The 19,277-nt window shown below is 37.2% G+C and carries 11 protein-coding genes; 4 read left to right on the top strand and 7 right to left on the bottom strand.

The window, feature by feature from the left end:
* Positions 1–2: 2 nt before the first annotated feature.
* The gene (locus tag IC610_RS09720) at positions 3–1,100 is read right to left on the bottom strand and encodes a Nif3-like dinuclear metal center hexameric protein (RefSeq protein ID WP_191736678.1); all 1,098 of its coding nucleotides are present in this window, start codon (positions 1,098–1,100) and stop codon (positions 3–5) included.
* A gap of 62 nt (positions 1,101–1,162) precedes the next feature.
* Between IC610_RS09720 and IC610_RS09715 the strand changes: the two genes are divergently transcribed.
* Complete coding sequence (locus IC610_RS09715; RefSeq protein ID WP_191736677.1) at positions 1,163–1,990, top strand: ion transporter; 828 nt, start codon at positions 1,163–1,165, stop codon at positions 1,988–1,990.
* Positions 1,991–2,035: 45 nt separating this feature from the next.
* Positions 2,036–2,194: a hypothetical protein gene (locus IC610_RS09710; protein ID WP_157844513.1), complete on the top strand. Its 159-nt coding sequence runs from the start codon at positions 2,036–2,038 to the stop codon at positions 2,192–2,194.
* Between the two features lie 76 nt (positions 2,195–2,270).
* Here IC610_RS09710 and IC610_RS09705 read toward each other — a convergent pair whose 3' ends face one another.
* The 4 genes from IC610_RS09705 to dnaE form a co-directional block, all read right to left on the bottom strand.
* The gene (locus IC610_RS09705; RefSeq protein ID WP_191736676.1) at positions 2,271–3,848 is read right to left on the bottom strand and encodes a GEVED domain-containing protein; all 1,578 of its coding nucleotides are present in this window, start codon (positions 3,846–3,848) and stop codon (positions 2,271–2,273) included.
* Positions 3,849–4,225: 377 nt separating this feature from the next.
* Positions 4,226–4,432, bottom strand: coding sequence for a hypothetical protein (locus IC610_RS09700; protein ID WP_191736675.1), 207 nt, complete (start codon positions 4,430–4,432; stop codon positions 4,226–4,228).
* Between the two features lie 219 nt (positions 4,433–4,651).
* Positions 4,652–7,846, bottom strand: a complete 3,195-nt coding sequence (locus tag IC610_RS09695; RefSeq protein ID WP_191736674.1) for a fibronectin type III domain-containing protein — start codon at positions 7,844–7,846, stop codon at positions 4,652–4,654.
* Between the two features lie 286 nt (positions 7,847–8,132).
* The gene (dnaE, locus tag IC610_RS09690; RefSeq protein ID WP_191736673.1) at positions 8,133–12,812 is read right to left on the bottom strand and encodes a DNA polymerase III subunit alpha; all 4,680 of its coding nucleotides are present in this window, start codon (positions 12,810–12,812) and stop codon (positions 8,133–8,135) included.
* A 460-nt stretch (positions 12,813–13,272) separates the two neighbouring features.
* On the opposite strand from dnaE, the gene IC610_RS09685 reads away from it, so the two are divergent.
* Positions 13,273–15,345, top strand: a complete 2,073-nt coding sequence (locus IC610_RS09685; protein ID WP_191736672.1) for an alpha-ketoacid dehydrogenase subunit alpha/beta — start codon at positions 13,273–13,275, stop codon at positions 15,343–15,345.
* Between the two features lie 76 nt (positions 15,346–15,421).
* Entirely contained in the window at positions 15,422–16,447 is a 1,026-nt protein-coding gene (locus IC610_RS09680; RefSeq protein WP_191736671.1) for a bestrophin family protein, read from the top strand.
* Between the two features lie 125 nt (positions 16,448–16,572).
* Here IC610_RS09680 and IC610_RS09675 read toward each other — a convergent pair whose 3' ends face one another.
* Together IC610_RS09675 and IC610_RS09670 are read right to left on the bottom strand one after the other, a co-directional pair.
* Complete coding sequence (locus IC610_RS09675) at positions 16,573–17,583, bottom strand: glycosyltransferase (RefSeq protein ID WP_191736670.1); 1,011 nt, start codon at positions 17,581–17,583, stop codon at positions 16,573–16,575.
* A gap of 460 nt (positions 17,584–18,043) precedes the next feature.
* Complete coding sequence (locus IC610_RS09670) at positions 18,044–19,213, bottom strand: THUMP domain-containing class I SAM-dependent RNA methyltransferase (RefSeq protein ID WP_191736669.1); 1,170 nt, start codon at positions 19,211–19,213, stop codon at positions 18,044–18,046.
* Positions 19,214–19,277 lie beyond the last annotated feature (64 nt).

Raw genomic sequence — 19,277 nt, 5'->3', positions numbered from 1 at the left:
ATCTAAATGAAATAATTTACGGGGTTTGTTTTTTCGCTAGATTTCAAGACTGCAAATGTACTAAAATTTTGTGATAAAATTTCAAATAATTGTTGACTCACGAATTGCTCAGATTCATAATGGCCAATGTCGCAGAGCAGCATCTTTGATTCTGCAGAAAAATAATCATGATATTTCAAATCCCCTGTAAGGTAGGCATCACATTTTTTTGATAACGCCGGCTTAATACCACCGGCTCCTGAACCGCCCAAAACCCCTACTCTTTTTATTTTTTTTCCGGTATAATCTGAGTGCCTGATAATGTTTAAACTAAATTTATCTTTTACAAATTTCAAAAAGTCTGCTTCATCCATTTCAGTTTCAAACTCGCCATACATCCCCAATCCTGCATATTGATTTTCATTGTCCAAACTGATGATCTGATGGGCAACTTCCTCGTAAGGATGGGCATTTTTCATTGCTGTAATGATTCGATTCTGCTTAAAACTTTCAAAAATCACAGACAGCATGACCTCATCGGCATCTTCGCGGACATTTTGTTTACCAGAGTAAGGCTTTGAACCTTCAATCGGTCTGAACGTTCCCGAACCTTTTGTTGTAAAACTGCACTCGTCATAAAAACCAATATTACCGGCACCGGCATCAAACAGAGCTTCTTTTACGTTTTCAGAATGAACTTGTGGAACATAAACGTTCAGCTGTTGAAGATTATTTTTTTTAGGCTGAAGAATTTTTAAATTCTTTAAACCTAAATGATTGCAGATTCCTGCATTGACGCCGAAAAAATCGTTATCCCAGGCTGTATGAACAGCGTAAATAGCAATTTTATTTTCAATGGCTTTTAAAACTGCTCTTTCAACATAATTTTTTCCCGTCAGTGATTTTAAACCTGAAAAAATAATGGGATGAAAACAGACCACTAAATTACAGTTCTTCAGAATCGCTTCATCAATCACGTTTTCCAGCGCATCGTGGCAGACTAGGATTCCGCTCACATTACGCTCAGGAACTCCGCACAGCAGACCGACGTTGTCGAAATCCTCAGCCTGCGCAATCTGTATTCTTCTTTCAATTTTCGAGATTACATCTTTTATTGTCATTTTATTCTGTAAGTTTGACTACGAAAATAACGAATATTTATAACTTTGTAAAAAACATGAAAATGGAAAAAGAGCACAATCTCGTTCCCGGAGATTCACTTTGGAAGAGGTTTTTGTTTCGGATCATTAACCGTGCTGATACAAGGCTCGGGAAACTTTTTGACATCATTCTCCTTGCTCTGATTCTTGCGAGCACTTTTATCATTATGATGGAAAGTGTTCCGAAGCTCGACAAAAAATTCCACACCACATTCATCATCGCTGAGTGGATTATCTCGATTTTTTTTACAATTGAATACATTCTTCGTATTGCAGTGATAAAAAATAAAAAATGCTATATTTTCAGTTTCTTCGGAATCATTGATTTTCTGTCTTTGGTACCTTTCTTTTTAAGCTTCTTTTTTCCAATCACAAAATACTTCCTGATTTTCAGAATGTTGAGAATGCTTCGTGTTTTCAGGGTTTTTAATCTCTTAGATTTTATGAATGACGGCTCTGTGATTGTGAGAGCTCTAAGAAACAGTTCGCGAAAAATCTACATATTCCTTCTGTTCCTGATTATTTTTTCAGTCATCGTAGGTTCGATGATGTTTATGGTGGAAGGTGGAAGACCAGGTTTTGAAACCATTCCTCAGTCGATCTACTGGGCGGTTGTGACCGTAACAACAGTTGGATACGGTGACGTTTCCCCAATTACTCCGATGGGTAAATTTTTTGCAGTCATTCTGATGCTTGCAGGTTATTCCATTATCGCTGTGCCGACAGGAATCGTTACGGCTGAAATGCGGAATAAAAGACAAAATCTCGAACTCATCTGCGAACGTTGCGGAAACGAAGATATTGATGATGATGCCCGATACTGCAAGCAATGTGGCAAGAAATTAGCATAGAATTAATTATTAAGTAAACTATTTAACAAATTAATTCACAAAATCATGGAACCAAAACAAAAAAACAAACCTAACGCACTTGTTATTAGTCTTGTAGCACTTGTCGCTTTAATGATCGTAATCTATTTTATCTTCGTTCTGTTTTTCCCAACTGTATTTGACAGTATGAATACCGGAGAACTGCAGCCTGTAAAACCGGAATAAATAAAATTTAATAATATCAGATATAAAAACAGGTGGCTTTTTTGAAGTCACCTGTTTTTTTTTGCTTTAAAAAAAATTATTTTCTGATTATTTTATATGTTTGCTGAGACCCGTTTTTCAGTTTTAAATTTAAAAGATAGATGCCTGATGAAAGCTCGCTTGCATTTAATTCTGAACTGAACTTTTCAAATCTTTTGATCATTCTTCCATTAAAATCTGTAATTACAGCAGATTCAACTTCATCTGAATTTTTAATATTTAAAACATTTAGGAAAGGATTGGGATAAACAACAGTTTTATCATTTTCCTTAAAATTCTGAGCGGTTGCCAAACTCCCTATCGATTCAACAGTAAAGTCATCAATAAAAAAATCGTAGTCTTCAGGATCTACAACCGTTCCGTCTGAGCCATAAAATGCAAAAACTGTATTTGCAGAATTATACGAGGTAAGATTTAATGAAAACTGATTTGACGTATTTGATGGTGCATTCGCAGCAGTCCAGGTTTGCAGAGCAGTCCAGGTAACTCCGCCATCATTGGATATTGCAAACTGAATAATATCGTCTGATCCCATTGCAGAAGCTGTTGGCTGATTAAAAGACGTAAGACCGTAATTGAATTTCACCCTATAATTACCTCCTGACAAATTGAAAGCCCGAGATTTCAGCCATCCTGCTCTGTTTTGATCAAATAAATTTATTCTTGCAGCACCTGTGTAATTTACATTTAAGAAACCATCTTCCAGCCAGTAAATATTGTTCCCTGTAGAGCCTGAAGCCAAATTTCCTCCCGAGGCCTGCTGCCAGCAATCGCCAGGAAATACTGTAAAGGAATTACTGTAGAATGGAGTAATCGCGGCACACAAACTTGTAAAAGATGCCGATGCAGACCATGCGCTTTTGCCCGCAGCATTACAAACTGATCTTACCCAAATGTAATATGTTGTTGACGGAGCTAATGCCAATGACGCATTCAGAGAATTTGTACTACCGGTTGCCAAAGCAGAAGGCGCCGGCGTTACAGGATTTGTGGAGAGGTAGTATTCGTAGCCTGATGAAGGCGAACTTAGGGAAGCAACCCAGGACACAACCGCAGAAGAGGCTGTGATATTTGAAAGATTGAGACTTGAAGGAGCTAAACACGTAGGTGCAGCGGCTATCACAACAGTATAATCGTGAACTTCACCAAAATCACCCATATTACACGGAGTTGGCATTAAATCATATTGGTCTGCAATTCTCATTCTATATGTTCCAGCTGCCACGGTCGCCGGAATATTCAGTATTCCATCTGTAATATCCTGATTGTTAACTGTAGTACTTATACCGGATGCAACTAACTCTGGAGCTGTATCTGTGAAAACTCCATCATTATTGAAATCAATCCAGATTTTCACATTTTGCTCACTGAAACCATGTGTCATACTGAAATTGTAACTTACTCCCGCATTTAGATTAATGATTTGCGTAGTAAAATCACCATAAGCATTTACAGAACAACCCGTATTGACATGATTAAATGAAGCTGAAGGAATAGAAAAGCTATCAATCTGATCACCATCATCACAACCATTAGAAAACTGTGGAATACAGTAGGTTTGAGCACAAAACCCACAACTAAAAAACAGTAAATACAATAATAATTGTTTATTCATAGTAATTATTAATAAATATATGCAAATTTATAAATAATTAAAATACATAAACAATTATATTAACAAAAATTAAAAAGCCACAAGCAATAAAACTGTCGGCTTAAAATAATATTTATAAAAAAGCTAATTATCGCTTAATCTCCTGTATAGTTTTCTTAGACCCATCATTCATACTTAAAATCACCAGATACATTCCTGCATTTAAGTCATTAAATAAAGTGTAGATTCTGGTTTTACAATTGTTCTTAAAAGTTTCGCAGACATATCAGTAATCATCAATGATTTTACATTTTTCACGTCAGAAATTGTTAAAACATCTGAAAATGGATTTGGATACGCTATAATTTGGTTAACCGAAGATTCAACTTCTGAAGTTGCTAAATTGCCATTAAGGATATTGATTGTGAATGCGTCTTCATCTTCATCTTCATCTTCATCTTCATCTTCATCTTCATCTTCATCTTCATCCGATAAAATTCCAAACCGATTATATTCCCCGCGGCATTGGCATTAATTTCCTGTTTGGTGATAATCTGCTGCACATAAGAATAACCACAGTAAATACTTATCGGAGCTACAGCCACATTTGTACTACCTCCACCCAGTGTGATCTGAGCAGAAAAACTAATGTTTACAATAAATTAGCAAAGGGGTAGATTTTTTTTATTTCTAAAAATTTCAAGCATTTGCTTAATAAAATTATCAAAAACTAAACCATATTGTTGAATATTTTTTAATTTTTATTAAAAAAAAGCAGCAACTGAAAAATCAGTTGCTGCTAAATATAAATAGATTATTAAGGTCTATTTTTTAATAGCTTTGACAGTTTGTTTAGAACCATCATTCATATTTAGGATTACCAAATACATTCCAGCATTAAGGTCAGCTAAACGAAGTGTAGATTCCGGTTTTGTAATTGTTTTGACAATTTTACCAGATATATCTGAAATCATAATTGATTTTACATTTTTAATATCTGAGATATTCAATACATCTGCAAAAGGATTAGGATATACAGAAATCTTGTCTTCAGACTTAGCAACTTCGCTTGTAGCTAACGTTAAAGAAGAATCATAAGCAGAAACCAAGAAAGCACCATCCGTTGCAGTACTGTATTTCCAAATACTTACATACAGTGTAGCTCCCGGAGTCTGACCCGTTAATGACAGTTTTGAGAAATTGCCATTTCCTGCATCATCATCACAAGCAATAGATGTTGTAGAAGTACAATCTGAATATACGGATAAAACAGTATCTACTAATGGTGATGCAGGACTTGTTGCATCAGTTTCAATAGTTAAATTTCCAGAAGCAGGTACTGTTACTTTATACCACACATTCCCTCCGACATTTGTTGGTGTAGAAAGACAAGTTGCTGTTAACGCAGGTGTATTAGTTGCACCTACAGTAGTACCAGTAATTGAATTCTGAGCAAATGTTCCACCAGGCGTCAACATTACCGCATCAGAGCACGCGTCATTTGCCGGAGGTGTTGCTAAAGTTGTAAATGTCACCATTGGTGTCCAGGCAGACTGCGATGAGCCACAATTTGATCTTACCCAAACATAATAAACAGTTGCCGGAGTAAGTGAAGACAGAGGCGTAGTAGCCGTTGTTACACTTAACGTAGGCGTTGTTGTTGCAGTTGGAGGAGTATTAGAAGTACTGCTATAAATCTGATATCCGTTAGAAGGCACTGTAGAAGGAGCCATCCAGGCTAATGTAGCTCCATTGGAGGTAATCCCCGAAACAGCGACTGAAGTTGGTTCTGCACAAGCTGGAATTAATTCCATACTGATATCATCGAAACGAACCGATCTGTAAGTGCCTCCACCAGCATGTCTTAATGCCAGGTATTGATTAGTTCCTGAAGGAATATTCACAGTATACTGCGTCATTGTTGTCGTTAAGTTTATCGCAGTTCCAATAGCAACAAAAGTACCTGCATCATTTGGATCTGATAAAGTTCCAACTTCCATTGTGTAACCTGATCCGCCAGCGTTTGCCATAAATCTTACTCTGTTATTACCATTGGTCAGATTGGCTGTCTGTGGAGACACTAACATCCCTCCACCTGTTGAAGCGGCGTCAGAATAGATGTAATAACCATTCGGTGCAGATGTGAAAGCTGTAGTGGAAACATATCCATATCCAGCCCAGCCAGTTGGTTCTAAATATTTCCAACAGGTTGGTGCATTTGTATTTGAGAGTGATCCTACGACTGTAGTATCAAAATTTTCTGTATACGGAACATTTGAGGCAACACATGCTGTAGTGAAGTTTCTTACAGCACACGGCGTTGCCGGAGCAGCTGTTGTAGCTGTGTAAGCTGTCACAGAATAGTAATAAGTTGTGGAATTACTTAATGCTGTAGTGATAGGATAACTTACAGAGCTACCTCCAGAAATATCTGTATCTACAATATTATTTCCGCCAGAAGTTGTACCAACTTTCAATTTGTAACCTGCAGCACCATTCACTGCCGTCCATGTAATCGTCGGAGTAGTACTGATTCCCGTTGCATTAGCTACCGGAGCAGTTACCGCAGCACAAAGACTTAATGTTGTGAAGTTTGCAGAACTAGACCAAACTCCTTTATCAGTACTGTTACAATTGCCTCTAACCCAATAATAATATTGTGTGGAAGGTGTTAATCCCGATAAGTTTGTCGTTGTGATACCAGCTCCGACAGAACCGGAAGGAACTGTTGATGAAATAGGAGCAGTTGAGGAAGTACTGTAATAATATTCGTAACCATTACCCGGAACAGTGGTAGAAGCGGTCCAGCTGATGGTAGCCGTATCTGGTGTTAATGCAGATGATGCCAATCCTGTCACGGTACTGGCACAATTAGCCACAGTTGTAAAAGATCCTGCAGCAACATAACCGTTACCACTACCTGCTAGATTAGGAATATGAGAATATACAGCTTGAGCAGTACCATTTAGCGCTTGTACTTGTACTTGATAAGTTGTATTTTGAGCTAACCCAACAAGTGTTGCAGTAGCTGTAGAAAGAGGATTTCCACTAAAACTAGTCCAATCGCAACTACCCAAAGCTCTGTACTGAACGTTATAAGCTGTTGCACCGGCAGGAGCTGTCCAATTTATAGTTGCGCCAGCATTCGTTACAGCAGTAGTTGCTGCAAAAGTCCTTACCGGCAACTGAGTTCCAGGTACCCAAGTATATTGTAGCCCGTTTGGAATTTTAACATTTGAGTTTGTTGAAGAGAAAAGCATTGAACTAGAATTAGCATTCCCTGTAACAGCTTTAGACCAATCACAAGTTGTACCAGCTGGTACATTACCAATCATTAGTGGACTTACATTCGTTGAATAGGTAGTGCTATTTCCTCTAATACCAACTTGAGCTGTTATTCCATTTGTCGTATCAGTACCAGGATTAGTGCAATTTCCATATACAATCTTTATCTCGCCAGTAGCATAAACCAGACGAATTTGAAAATTTAATTTTTCAGTAGATCTATTATAATAATTTGCATGATCGGTGTATTGAATTACAAATTCAGTTCCAAGATCCTGATATCTAACCTCGGAATTTGCTCCGGCAGCAGTAGATGATGCCCCATCTTGAGCAAAAGCTGCAATTACACCCGTTCCACCAGAAGTTGAAAGAGGAGTATAATCATAAGTCTGAAGAGCAGATCCAAAAGTTATAAATCCATTACTGCTTATATACACAGTAGTAACATTAGCTCCGCCAAAAGGAAATGGAGTTGGTAATGTTATTGCTGCAGACATATCACTGTCATATGCTGTGTTCGTTCCAGAAGGCAGCAGTTTAGTACCCCCGGTAATCGGCGTATAGATAGCCCCTGTACCTTTAGCAAAAGTATAGTTTGCAATATTTGTCTGCGCAAAACTATTACCCCCTAAGAGTACTGTAGCAGCTGCAAAAACCCCTAATAACCATCCATTTTTCTTAGGATTGCAGTTCGTTTCTTTGCGACGAAGCAAACCAATGTAGTTTTTTTTCATACTTAACAAAATTTTAATTAGTCGGTTAAATTAATAAATATTAACATACGATTTACATACAAAGGAAAAATATATTATAAATTTCCTTAAAACACTTAAAAAGATTCAATATGATTAAACAAACATTTAATTATTTTCAGGGTTTAAAACGCTACGAAACACTTTCTACCTGAAAAAAATAAATTTAACTTACATTAAAAAATTATTAAATTTCTTCTAACTATTAAAATTAAGGAGCAAAAAAAAGTGGCCAGAAAGCCACTCCATTATCATTATTTTCTCCTGATTAATTGAGATAAAACTCATATTTATTCATAAGTTGAATATTTTTTATTAAATCACCGTTTAAATTGACCTGATGTCTTGCCGACTGTACTTCAATATGCTGTACCTGAAGATCATCATCCACATCCTTAATATAAAACTTTAATTTTTGACTTCCTGGGTTACGTTCAAGAATATTTCTGAAAAAACTTAAATCCTCAGGCCGGAAATCCATCACATCCATGACCAGAGAAATGCTCTTGGCAAACTTTTCAAATGCTTCCTGCAGTTCAATTACATCATTCACATTTACAAATACTCTTCCGTCTTTTACCTGGGCAAATTTTATTTTTAAAATCACAAAACGCTGTACCTCAAGCTTCTCTTTCAGTTTCATATAATCCCGGTCGCCTAATCGGAACGAGTAAGATCCTGAATAATCTTCCAAAGTAAGGAAGGCTACTTTTTCACCACTTCGGAAACCATCTTTTACAACATACTCCGTTATCAGACCGGCAACAGTATACTCTTTTCCGCCACCACCGTTTTCCCGTTCTTTCTGAATGGTTTTCCAGTCTTTTTTCTTTTCTTCAAACAGTTCTTCCTGTTTATTGGCAAAAGCGATCTCTTTGTAAGCATCCACCTCATCCAGATTTAAAAATCCAAAAACTCCTTTTGGCTCTGCTTTTTTGGTTACTTCCTCAATGATTTCTTCCTCTTCACCGGCTACAATATCGTCAGATACAATTTCAATTAAATCTGCCACCTCATCCACGGAATCTTTTTCGAGGATAGGAACTTCATCAGTAACTACTTTTGCTTCTTCGTCTTTTTCCAGGACAGCTTTTTTAGATAAACTTCCCTGCATAAACTGATACTGAAATTTAAACTCATCCAGCGGATGCGCAGAAAGATAAAATCCAATTGTTTCTTTTTCCTTATTTAATTTATGCATATTCGGCCATTCCACGCATGGCGCCAACTTAGGCTGCTCGATCTGAACTTCCTCAGCAAAATCTGCAAACAGGGAGTTTTCCATCTCGTTTTTGCTTTCCTGAAAGCTTTGTCCATATCTTATTAACCTTTCAAGATTCGTTCTTCCGGCCATATCAATGTCAAAATACTGACCTCTGTGGAAAGAATCCAGTTCATCAAAAGCTCCTGCCACAACTAAACTTTCTGCAACCCTTTTATTCATTTGAGAAGGCAGAATTCTTTCGAAGAAATCGTAAATATTTTTAAATCTTCCGTTGGCTCTTTCCTTCGTAATTCCTTCACTTGGCCCCTCGCCTATTCCTTTAATAGCTCCAAGACCGAAACGGATCTGACCTTTTTCGTTTACTGAAAATTTATAGTGAGATTCATTTACATCAGGCCCCAAAACATCAACACCCATACTTTTACAGTCTTCCATGAACATTGTGATAGATTCTGTATTGTTAATGTTATTGCTCATCACACTTGCCATATATTCGGCGGGATAATTCGCTTTCAAATACGCTGTCTGATACGCAATAAATGCATAACAGGTGGAGTGAGATTTGTTGAAAGCATATTCAGCAAATGCCTTCCAGTCGTTCCAGATTTTTTCCAGCGGACCTTCATCAAGATTGTTTTTCCGTCCGCCTTCGATGAATTTCGGGTACATTTTATTCAGAACTTCAATCTGCTTCTTACCCATCGCTTTTCTCAAAGTATCGGCTTCACCTTTTGTGAAATTGGCTAATTTTTGAGATAAAAGCATTACCTGCTCCTGATAAACGGTAATTCCGTAGGTTTCCTTTAAATATTCTTCGGTTTCTGGTAAATCGTAAACAATTTCTTCGATTCCGTGTTTTCTGTTGATAAAGTTTGGAATATATTTAATCGGTCCCGGTCTGTACAGGGCGTTCATGGCAATCAAATCGGCAAAAACTGTAGGCTTCAGTTCACGCATATATTTCTGCATTCCCGGACTTTCATATTGGAAAATCCCAACCGTTCTACCTTCTTTAAATAACTGATACGTTTTAACATCATCCAAAGGAATTAAATCCGGATCAATATCAACCCCATGTCTCGCTTTAACTATTTTTAAAGCATCTTTTATAATTGTTAAAGTTCTCAGACCTAAAAAGTCCATTTTCAGAAGACCTGCACTTTCTGCCACTGAGTTATCAAATTGCGACACCAAAATATCGGCATCTTTTGCGGCAATCGTCACCGGAATAATATTACTCACATCTTCAGGCGTAATAATTACACCACAAGCGTGAATTCCGGTATTCCTGATACAGCCTTCCATCTTTTTAGCACTCGCCAAAACATCGTGGCGGGCATCATCAGGCGTGTTGAGAACATATTTCATCTCATCAACAAGCTGCTGATCTTCAGGCTTCAGTTTATCATATTTCGATAGAGCTTTAGCAATATTCATCCCCGGACTTGGAGGAATTAATTTTGCAATATTATTCGTATCCGGAATCGGTAAATCTAAAACCCTTCCTGCGTCTTTAATCGCCGATTTCCCACCCAAAACGGAATATGTGATGATCTGCGCCACCTGATTTTTACCGTATTTTTCGACTACCCATTTGATAATTTTATCACGGCCTTCATCATCAAAATCGATATCAATATCGGGCATAGAAACCCTCTCAGGATTTAGAAAACGCTCGAAAAGAAGATCATATTTAATTGGATCTACATTAGTGATTCCTGTACAATAAGCAACCGCAGAACCCGCAGCAGAACCACGACCTGGACCAACCCAAACACCCATTTTTCGGGCTTCGTTGCAGAAATCCTGCACAATCAAAAAGTAACCGGGATAACCGGTGTTGGCAACGACTTCTAGTTCGAAGTCTAGGCGTTCTTTGATTTCAGGAGTAATTCCCGTTTCTACATATCTTTTTTTGGCTCCTTCATATGTTAAGTGAGTAAGATAAGCCATTTCACCGCGTTTTCCGCCATCGATTTCATCTTCGGCATGAATAAACTGCTCCGGAATATCAAATTTTGGCAAGAGCACATCTCTTTTCAAGGTATAAGGACTGAATTTTCCTGTAAATTCCTCGTACGCATCAAACGCATCAGGATAGTTCAGAAAAGCTTCCTTGATTTCGTGGGCATTTTTAATATAATATTCTCCCGCAGCCAGTCCTCTCCGTTTCCCAAAACCTTTCCCAACAGGCGTTGTAAGTTTTTCACCGTCTTTAATACAGCTTACAATATCCTGAATATTGGAGTCGTCTTTATTGGTGTAGTAGGTTTGATTTTGTGCCAGGATCTTAACGTCATATTTATCTGCGAAATGCAGTAAAACATCATTCAAATGCTCTTCTTCAGGCAGTTTATGATTCTGAATCTGAACATAAAAGTCATCTTCGAAAGTTTCTTTCCACCACTTGAAAAGCTCCTCACCTTTCTGTTCACCCGTGTTTAAAATTGCATCGGGAATATCTCCGTTAATTCCTGACGTTAAAGCGATTAACCCTTCTTTATATTCAGCAATCACTTCACGGCTGATTCTTGGAACTCCAAAATAAAATCCTTTCAGGAAACCAATACTTGAAAGTTTGGCTAAATTTTTATATCCGTTAAAATCTTTCGCAAGCAAAACCACCTGCGTTCTTCTGTCCGGATCGTCTTTGGTAAACTGTTTTTGCTCGTAGCGGTCTGAAATATAAAATTCACAACCTACAACTGGAATTAAAGGTTCTGAACCCGGTTCCGTTTCATTAAACTCTGTTCCGTTTTCTTCAGCTTCCTGCTTTTTGGCTAAAAATTCTTTATGTTTTTTTGATCGGTCTGAATTGGCAGACTCAACAGCTGAAACAAATTTAAAAGCGCCCATCATATTTCCTAAATCGACCATACCGACCGCAGGAAAATTTTCGTCTGTTGCTTTTTTAATTAAATCATTAATGCTGGAAGTCGCCGTCAAAGTTGAGAAAACACTTTTGTTATCGAAATTAAAATACCTTCCTAATTCAATGTCATCAATACTTCCGACATCAGACTGCTTTTTCTTGTTGTTGAAATCTGCAACCTGCCTTCTGATAATGATTCCAAAAGGTTTGATCGGATTTGGATGCAAAGTCTTAAAATACGCTAACTGATCTTCCGAAGTTTTTAAAACCTCAGCGGGGATAATTCCGATACGCATCATTTCGAAGAAAACCTGAGCTGTAGCATTTACGTCGGCTGCAGCGTTGTGGGCTTCATCAAATTTATGACCGTACAACTTTTCATATAACTCTTCCAGTTTCGGAGACTTATACCTTCCACCTTTGCCACCGCCAAGCTGACAATAATCTGTTCCCAGAATCATGGTATCTGCTTTTGGTTTTTCCTGAAGATTATCCTGAATATTCTTTCTGAAAAATTCTGCGCCTACAATGTTGTAATCAAATTCCACATTGTGTCCGGATACAACCCGTACTCTTTCTAAAACTTTAGAAAATTCCTCTAATATTTCCTGCAGATCACGACCTTCTTCATTGGCAATCTTCGTTGTAATTCCGTGAATTCTTGCGGCATTAAATGGTATATCGTAACCTTCCGGTTTAATTATATAATCCTGGTTTTCAATTAGCTGCCCGTTATCATCATGCAACTGCCATGCAATTTGAACCATTCTTGGCCAGTTGTCTGAATCTGAAAGCGGTGCGTTGAAATTTTTTGGTAAACCTGTGGTTTCGGTGTCAAAAACTAAATACATAAATCCTGTCTGACTTTTATTTAAAAAAGAATGTAAAGTTAGTGTAAATTTTGGTTTTTTTCACAATTTCGGTTTTGGGAATCTTCGGTGATTTACTAACATTGAGAGCTTAAGAATTGTTTATTTTAAATACTAAAAAAATTATCGTTTAAATTTATTTGCTTCGAAAACATTTAGAAAATATAAGAATCTATTTTTTGGATAGCCAACCCTGCCAGCTTTTGAACGCTGGCAGGGTTTACATCCCCGATTCGCTGCCAAAATCACAGATAGATAAATTTGACTGTATTTTTTGAACTTTGTCAATTTTTTATTCAAACTATTAATAACACTTTTTAAAGTATAAAAGCCTGTTTAAAAATGATTAAAAAACAAATTTAAACAGGCTCTAACACAACCAACCTATCAATTGTTAGGCAATAATTTTCAAAAATCCAAAATATGTTTATCTTTGTCTTCTATGGAAAATACACTTCACGAAAAAGTTTCACAGGATATTTTACTTAAAGCTTACAACCACATGATGCTTGCCAAAGCAATGGCAGACATCTATGAGGAAAACAGAAATGTTTGCAAATACGTACACAGTACTTCGAGAGGTCACGAAGCCATTCAATTGGCAACGGCTTATCAGCTGAAAAAAGAAGACTGGGTTTCTCCATACTATAGAGACGAAAGTATTTTGTTGGGAATTGGTTTTGAGCCTTATCAGTTGATGCTTCAATTGTTGGCAAAAGCCGAAGACCCTTTTTCGGGTGGAAGATCGTATTATTCCCATCCTTCGAGCAGAAACGAAAATATGCCGAAGATGATTCACCAGAGTTCAGCAACCGGAATGCAGACCATTCCGACGACCGGAGTTGCGCAGGGAATCAAATATATTGAGGATTTTAAACTTGAGGAATTTGAAAACAATCCAGTGGTTGTCTGCAGTTTGGGAGACAATTCTGTGACGGAAGGCGAAGTGAGTGAAGCACTTCAGTTTGCAGCTTTGCACCAGCTTCCAATTATTTTCCTGGTTCAGGACAACGAATGGGGAATTTCTGTTACCAAAGAAGAAGCGAGAACTGTAGATGCCTACGATTTTGTGGCAGGTTTTGAAGGTTTGGGAAGAATGAGAGTTGACGGAACCGATTTTACTCAAAGTTTTGAAGTGATGAAAAAAGCGGTCGACTTTGTAAGAACTGAGAGAAAACCGTTGGTGGTTTGTGCAAAAACCGTTTTAATTGGTCACCATACTTCCGGAGTTAGAAGAGAATTTTACAGAGACGAGGAAGATTTGACCAAACACCGAGCAAAAGATCCGGGAGAAATCCTGAGAAATCAGTTGCTGGAATCTGGGACAGACGAAGAATTATTAAAGCAGATTACAAAAAAGGCAAGACTGGAAGCTGAGGAAGCCTTCGAAAGAGCTCAAAAAGCCGAAGATCCAAAGCCTGAAACCGTAATGCAGCATATTTTTGCACCGACTCCGATTACGGAAGAAGTGGGAACCCGTGAACCTGCAGGTGGTGACAAAATTGTGATGGTAGACGCCGCAATCCACGCAATTCAGGAGATTATGTGGAAGCATCCGGAAGCTTTATTGTATGGTCAAGATGTTGGGGAACGAATTGGTGGAGTTTTCCGTGAAACGGTGACTTTGGGAAAGAAATTCGGAAGCAAAAGGGTTTTCAATACCGCTATTCAGGAAGCATATATCATCGGTTCTACGACGGGAATGAGTGCAGTTGGTTTAAAGCCAATTGTTGAAGTTCAGTTTGCCGATTATATTTATCCGGGGATCAATCAGTTGATTACCGAGATTTCAAAATCAAATTATTTAAGCAACGGGAAATTTCCTGTCAGCAATATCATCAGAGTTCCGATTGGAGCTTACGGCGGTGGCGGACCTTACCACAGCGGAAGTGTTGAAAGTATTTTAGCCAATATTAAAGGAATAAAAATCGCATATCCAAGCAACGCAGCCGATTTTAAAGGTTTACTGAAAGCAGCTTATTACGATCCAAATCCGGTTGTGATGTTGGAACATAAAGGTCTTTATTGGAGCAAAGTTCCCGGAACTGAAGACGCAAAAACCATCGAGCCGGCTGAAGATTATATTTTACCTTTCGGAAAAGGAAAAATCGTTATCGAAGCTGACGAAAATGAAATTAAAAAAGGAAACACTGTTGTCGTAATTACTTACGGAATGGGAGTTTACTGGGCAAAAGAAGCCGTGAAAAACTTCGGTGGAAAAGTAGAAGTAATCGATTTAAGATCCATCATTCCACTGGATGAAGAACTGGTTTTTGAAAGAGTTAAAGCACATGGAAAATGTATAGTTTTAACGGAAGAACAACTCAATAATTCATTTGCTGAAGCCTTTTCACACCGTATTTCTAAGAACTGTTTCAAATATCTTGACGCTCCTGTAGAAACGATGGGTTCACTCGATACTCCGGCAGTACCGATTAATTTAATTTTAGAAAAAGAAATGCTTCCAAATGCTGAAAAGCTTACCAAGAAAATCGACGAAATGTTGAAATATTAAAAATTAAAACCTCTGAATTATTTTTAGAGGTTTTTTTGTACGGTTTTTGTTAGCTTCGTTTTACGAATAATTTTAAATGATCACAACAAAATATTTTAATTACAAACAAATCGCAAATCTTGCCGGACTGCATCTAATTTGGCTTACTGCATGGAGCACGTTCGTAGCAGCAATCTATTCCTTTTTTGAGTGGCAATGGATGACTATTCCTCTCGTTCCGCTTACTTTAGTGGGTACTGCAGTTGCTTTTTTTGTCGGATTTAAAAATAATCAGGCCTACGACAGACTTTGGGAAGCAAGAAAAATCTGGGGAGCGATTGTAAATTCCAGTCGGTCGTTTGCGTCAATGGTAAACGCATTTCACACACGTAAGCCTGAAACAGAAGAAATCGGATTAGTGAAAAAACAGCTTGTATACCGTCACATTGCATGGCTTTATACCTTGAAGGATCAACTGTTGATTCCTACAGAATGGGAGCACATGAGTCGTGAAAGAAGCTTTCCGAGTATTAATCTCAAAAGACACCGACAGATTAAAGCGGGTTTTCCCGATTATCTGAGAACGCCTATTTTTCAGAAAAAATATCTGAGTGATGAAGAATTTGAAACTCAGGAACAGTATAAAAACTTTGCAACCCATCTCATTTCAAAACAGGCAAAAGATCTTGTATCACTTAGAAATGCAGATGCTATTACAGATTTCGAACATATGCAATTACAAAATTGTCAGAACGATTTTTATGATTTTCAAGGTCAGGCAGAGCGTATTAAAAAGTTTCCGGTACCAAGACAATTTGCCAATTCAGGATTTATTTTTATCGTTATTTTCATCGTTATGCTGCCACTTGGTCTGGTAAGTGAATTCAGCAAATTAGGCGATTGGGGAATCTGGACTTGCATTCCATTTTGCGTAATTGTAGGCTGGATCTATATCATTATGGAATTGGTAGGCGATTATTCTGAAAATCCTTTTGGAGGTTTAATGTTTGATATTCCCATGTTATCTATTTGTCGCACAATTGAAATTGATCTTTTACAAATAATCGGAGAAAATGAAGATCTTCCGGAGCCTATCGCTTCTAAAAACGGAGTTTTAGCTTAAAAATAAAGACTCTTCAATAAAAAAGTCTTAATCAACTTAGTTTAAACATTTAATATTTTAGTTAAACTTAAATTGAAATCTAAATTCTCAAGTTCAATTCACTTTAAATACCTGATTAATCAATACTATTTATGGAAATGCTTCGGGAAAGCGTCTTCAGGTTTCTTCTTTAAAATATTAAGTAAAATCCATGATTTTAAAAATCCGTAACCGTACGAGAACATCTGTATGTAGGTAGAAATAACCGCCATTCCGGCGATAGCAATATTTTTTGTGACAATCAGTGCATGAATTAAAACCATAAAAGTATAGATGCCATAGAAAGCAAGAATAATCCCTCTGCCCAAAACAAAATTTTCTATAACGCCTAAAATATATCCCAAAAAGAACAACGTCGGAAATGCAAACGATATTTTCACATATTTTGGATGTCTCTGATTAAGAATTGGTCTCGCACAACCAAACTGATACACCTGTTTTGAGAATTTACCAAAATCAACTCTCCTTTTATGATAGACAGCAATATTATCAAAAAACGCAGTGGTAAGACCATTTTCCCATAGCGTCATCGACAAGTCCGGATCTTCACCGATTCTCATTTCAGAAAAACCGCCCACCTTTTCGAAAACTTCTTTCTTCACACCCATATTGAAACTTCTGGGTTGAAACTTTGAAACCGCTTTTTTATTTCCTCTGATTCCTCCTGTCGTAAAAACGGAAGTCATAGAATACGAAATGGCTTTCTGCATAAGGTTGAAACCTTTATGCGCTTTGTCTGCCCCACCAAAAGCATCACACGGAATTTCTGCAATACTCTTTTTAATACTTTCAATGTAATCTGATTCTACAATCACATCACTGTCTACAAAAACCAACCATTCGTTAGAAGCTCTTTTTGAGCCGTAATTTCTCGACAGCCCAGGTCCCGAATTGTCCTTTCTGAAATATTTCACCGTTAAAATATCTTCAAACTGATGAACTGTCGGTTTCAGATCAATCAAAGAACCGTCGTCTACGATAATGACTTCAAAATCTTTATCAGTCTGAGCATTTAAAGAATTGAGAAGCTCGAAAAGTTCGTCTTTTCGGTTAAAAATAGCGACAATAATAGAAAGTGTAGGTTTTTGACTGAACATTTTTCAAAATTAAAAATTTGAAAAGAAATCTCAATGTATTTTTGAATAATTTGTGTTTTTAATTGTCAGATAGAAGAAGTTTAAAATAAACAATTAAAACGATTGAGATCGTAAGTAAAATTAAAGAGATGCTGAATAATAAAAGTTTAGACAAATTCTTAAAATAAAAAAAGCCCAAGATGATAAAGGCAGAAAAACACAATAAAAGAAAGCAAAAAGCCAGCGAGAATACAGATTATCAACGTCTGTGAATTATTTTCTTCAGGCATAGGATTTTTAAAAACAATAAAATAGAAAACGGAAGCCATCACAAGAAAGCTTCCACTTCATATTTCTGTAGTATATTTTGATTTTTCTGAATATTTACTCTATTTAGTATTTGAAGATGATTTAAAAGACAAATCTACACTCAATAAATCTGCAAGAAAATCTAAACCATCAAAGAAATCAAAAGACATATTTATTCTTCTCTATTCTCCAGTTTATGCACCTTCTTCGTACCTTCATACATTTCGTACTGCAAAAATCTCGTTTCCAGTTTACCGTTGAACAATTTGATTTTTCTTGAAGGTCTTAATCCGATTTTCTTGGGAGCATCCAAATCTGAAGAGATCAGCCATGCTAGCGTATTAGGATAGCTGCTTTTAAATGTATCACCAATTTTTTTATAGAAATCATCATCATTAATCGAAATTCTCTCATCATAAGGCGGATTGAAAACCATCAGCAATGGGAATAAATCTTTCTTGGACTCAAAGAAATCCTGTCTTCTTACATCAATGATATCTTCCATTTCGGCAGATTCTATGTTTGTACTTGCGGCATTCAGCATTCTTCCGTCTAAATCGTAGCCAACAATCTTTCCGGTAAATTCTCTCACACGGTTGATTCTGACTTCTTTTATTTTTGCGAACAAATCGGCATCATAATTATTCCAGTTCTGGAAAGCAAATCTCTTTCTGAAAATCTGAGCCGGAAGATCAAGTGCAATCATTGCAGCCTCAATCAGGATCGTTCCCGAACCACACATCGGGTCTAGAAAATTTCCTTTTCCGTCCCAGCCAGCCAACTGTAACATTCCACTTGCCAAAACTTCATTGATGGGCGCTTCACCCTGCTCTCTTCTGTAACCTCTTTTAAACAGAGCATCACCGGAAGAATCCAAAGAAATCGTCACCAGTTCTCTGTCGATGTGCAGGTGAAATTTGATTTCCGGACTTCTGGTTTCGATATTGGGTCTTTTCTTAAATTTCTCCTGAAAATAATCTACAATCGCATCCTTCATCTTCAGAGTAACGAACTGAGAATGTTTGAATGTTTCAGAATTCACAGTGGAATCGATCGCAAAAGTCTGGTCTACATCCAGGAAATCTTCCCAGGGAAACTGCGAAAGTTTGTTATAAAACTGATGTTGATTAAAGGCTTTAAATTCATAAATCGGCACCAGAATTTTCAGGGCTGTACGGGCAGAATAATTTATTTTATATAAAAATCCAAGATCTCCTTCGCAGTTTACAGCCCGGTTTTTAAGCTCAACATTGGCACCGCCAAGTTTTTTGATCTCCTCAAAAAGCACCTGCTCAAGTCCGAAAAAAGTTTTTATCTGTATTTTTAAATTTTCTGTATTCATTTTGCAAAAATAGGTAATTTTTACTGGGTGTTGGATGTTTGATGCGGGATGAAAATAAAAAATG

Origin of the sequence: Chryseobacterium caseinilyticum (genome assembly GCF_014837145.1) — a bacterium.
In the GTDB taxonomy this organism is placed as follows: Bacteria; Bacteroidota; Bacteroidia; order Flavobacteriales; family Weeksellaceae; genus Chryseobacterium; species Chryseobacterium caseinilyticum.
The sequence above is the reverse complement of the archived record's forward strand: the minus strand, read 5'-3'. Positions and strand labels throughout refer to the sequence as shown.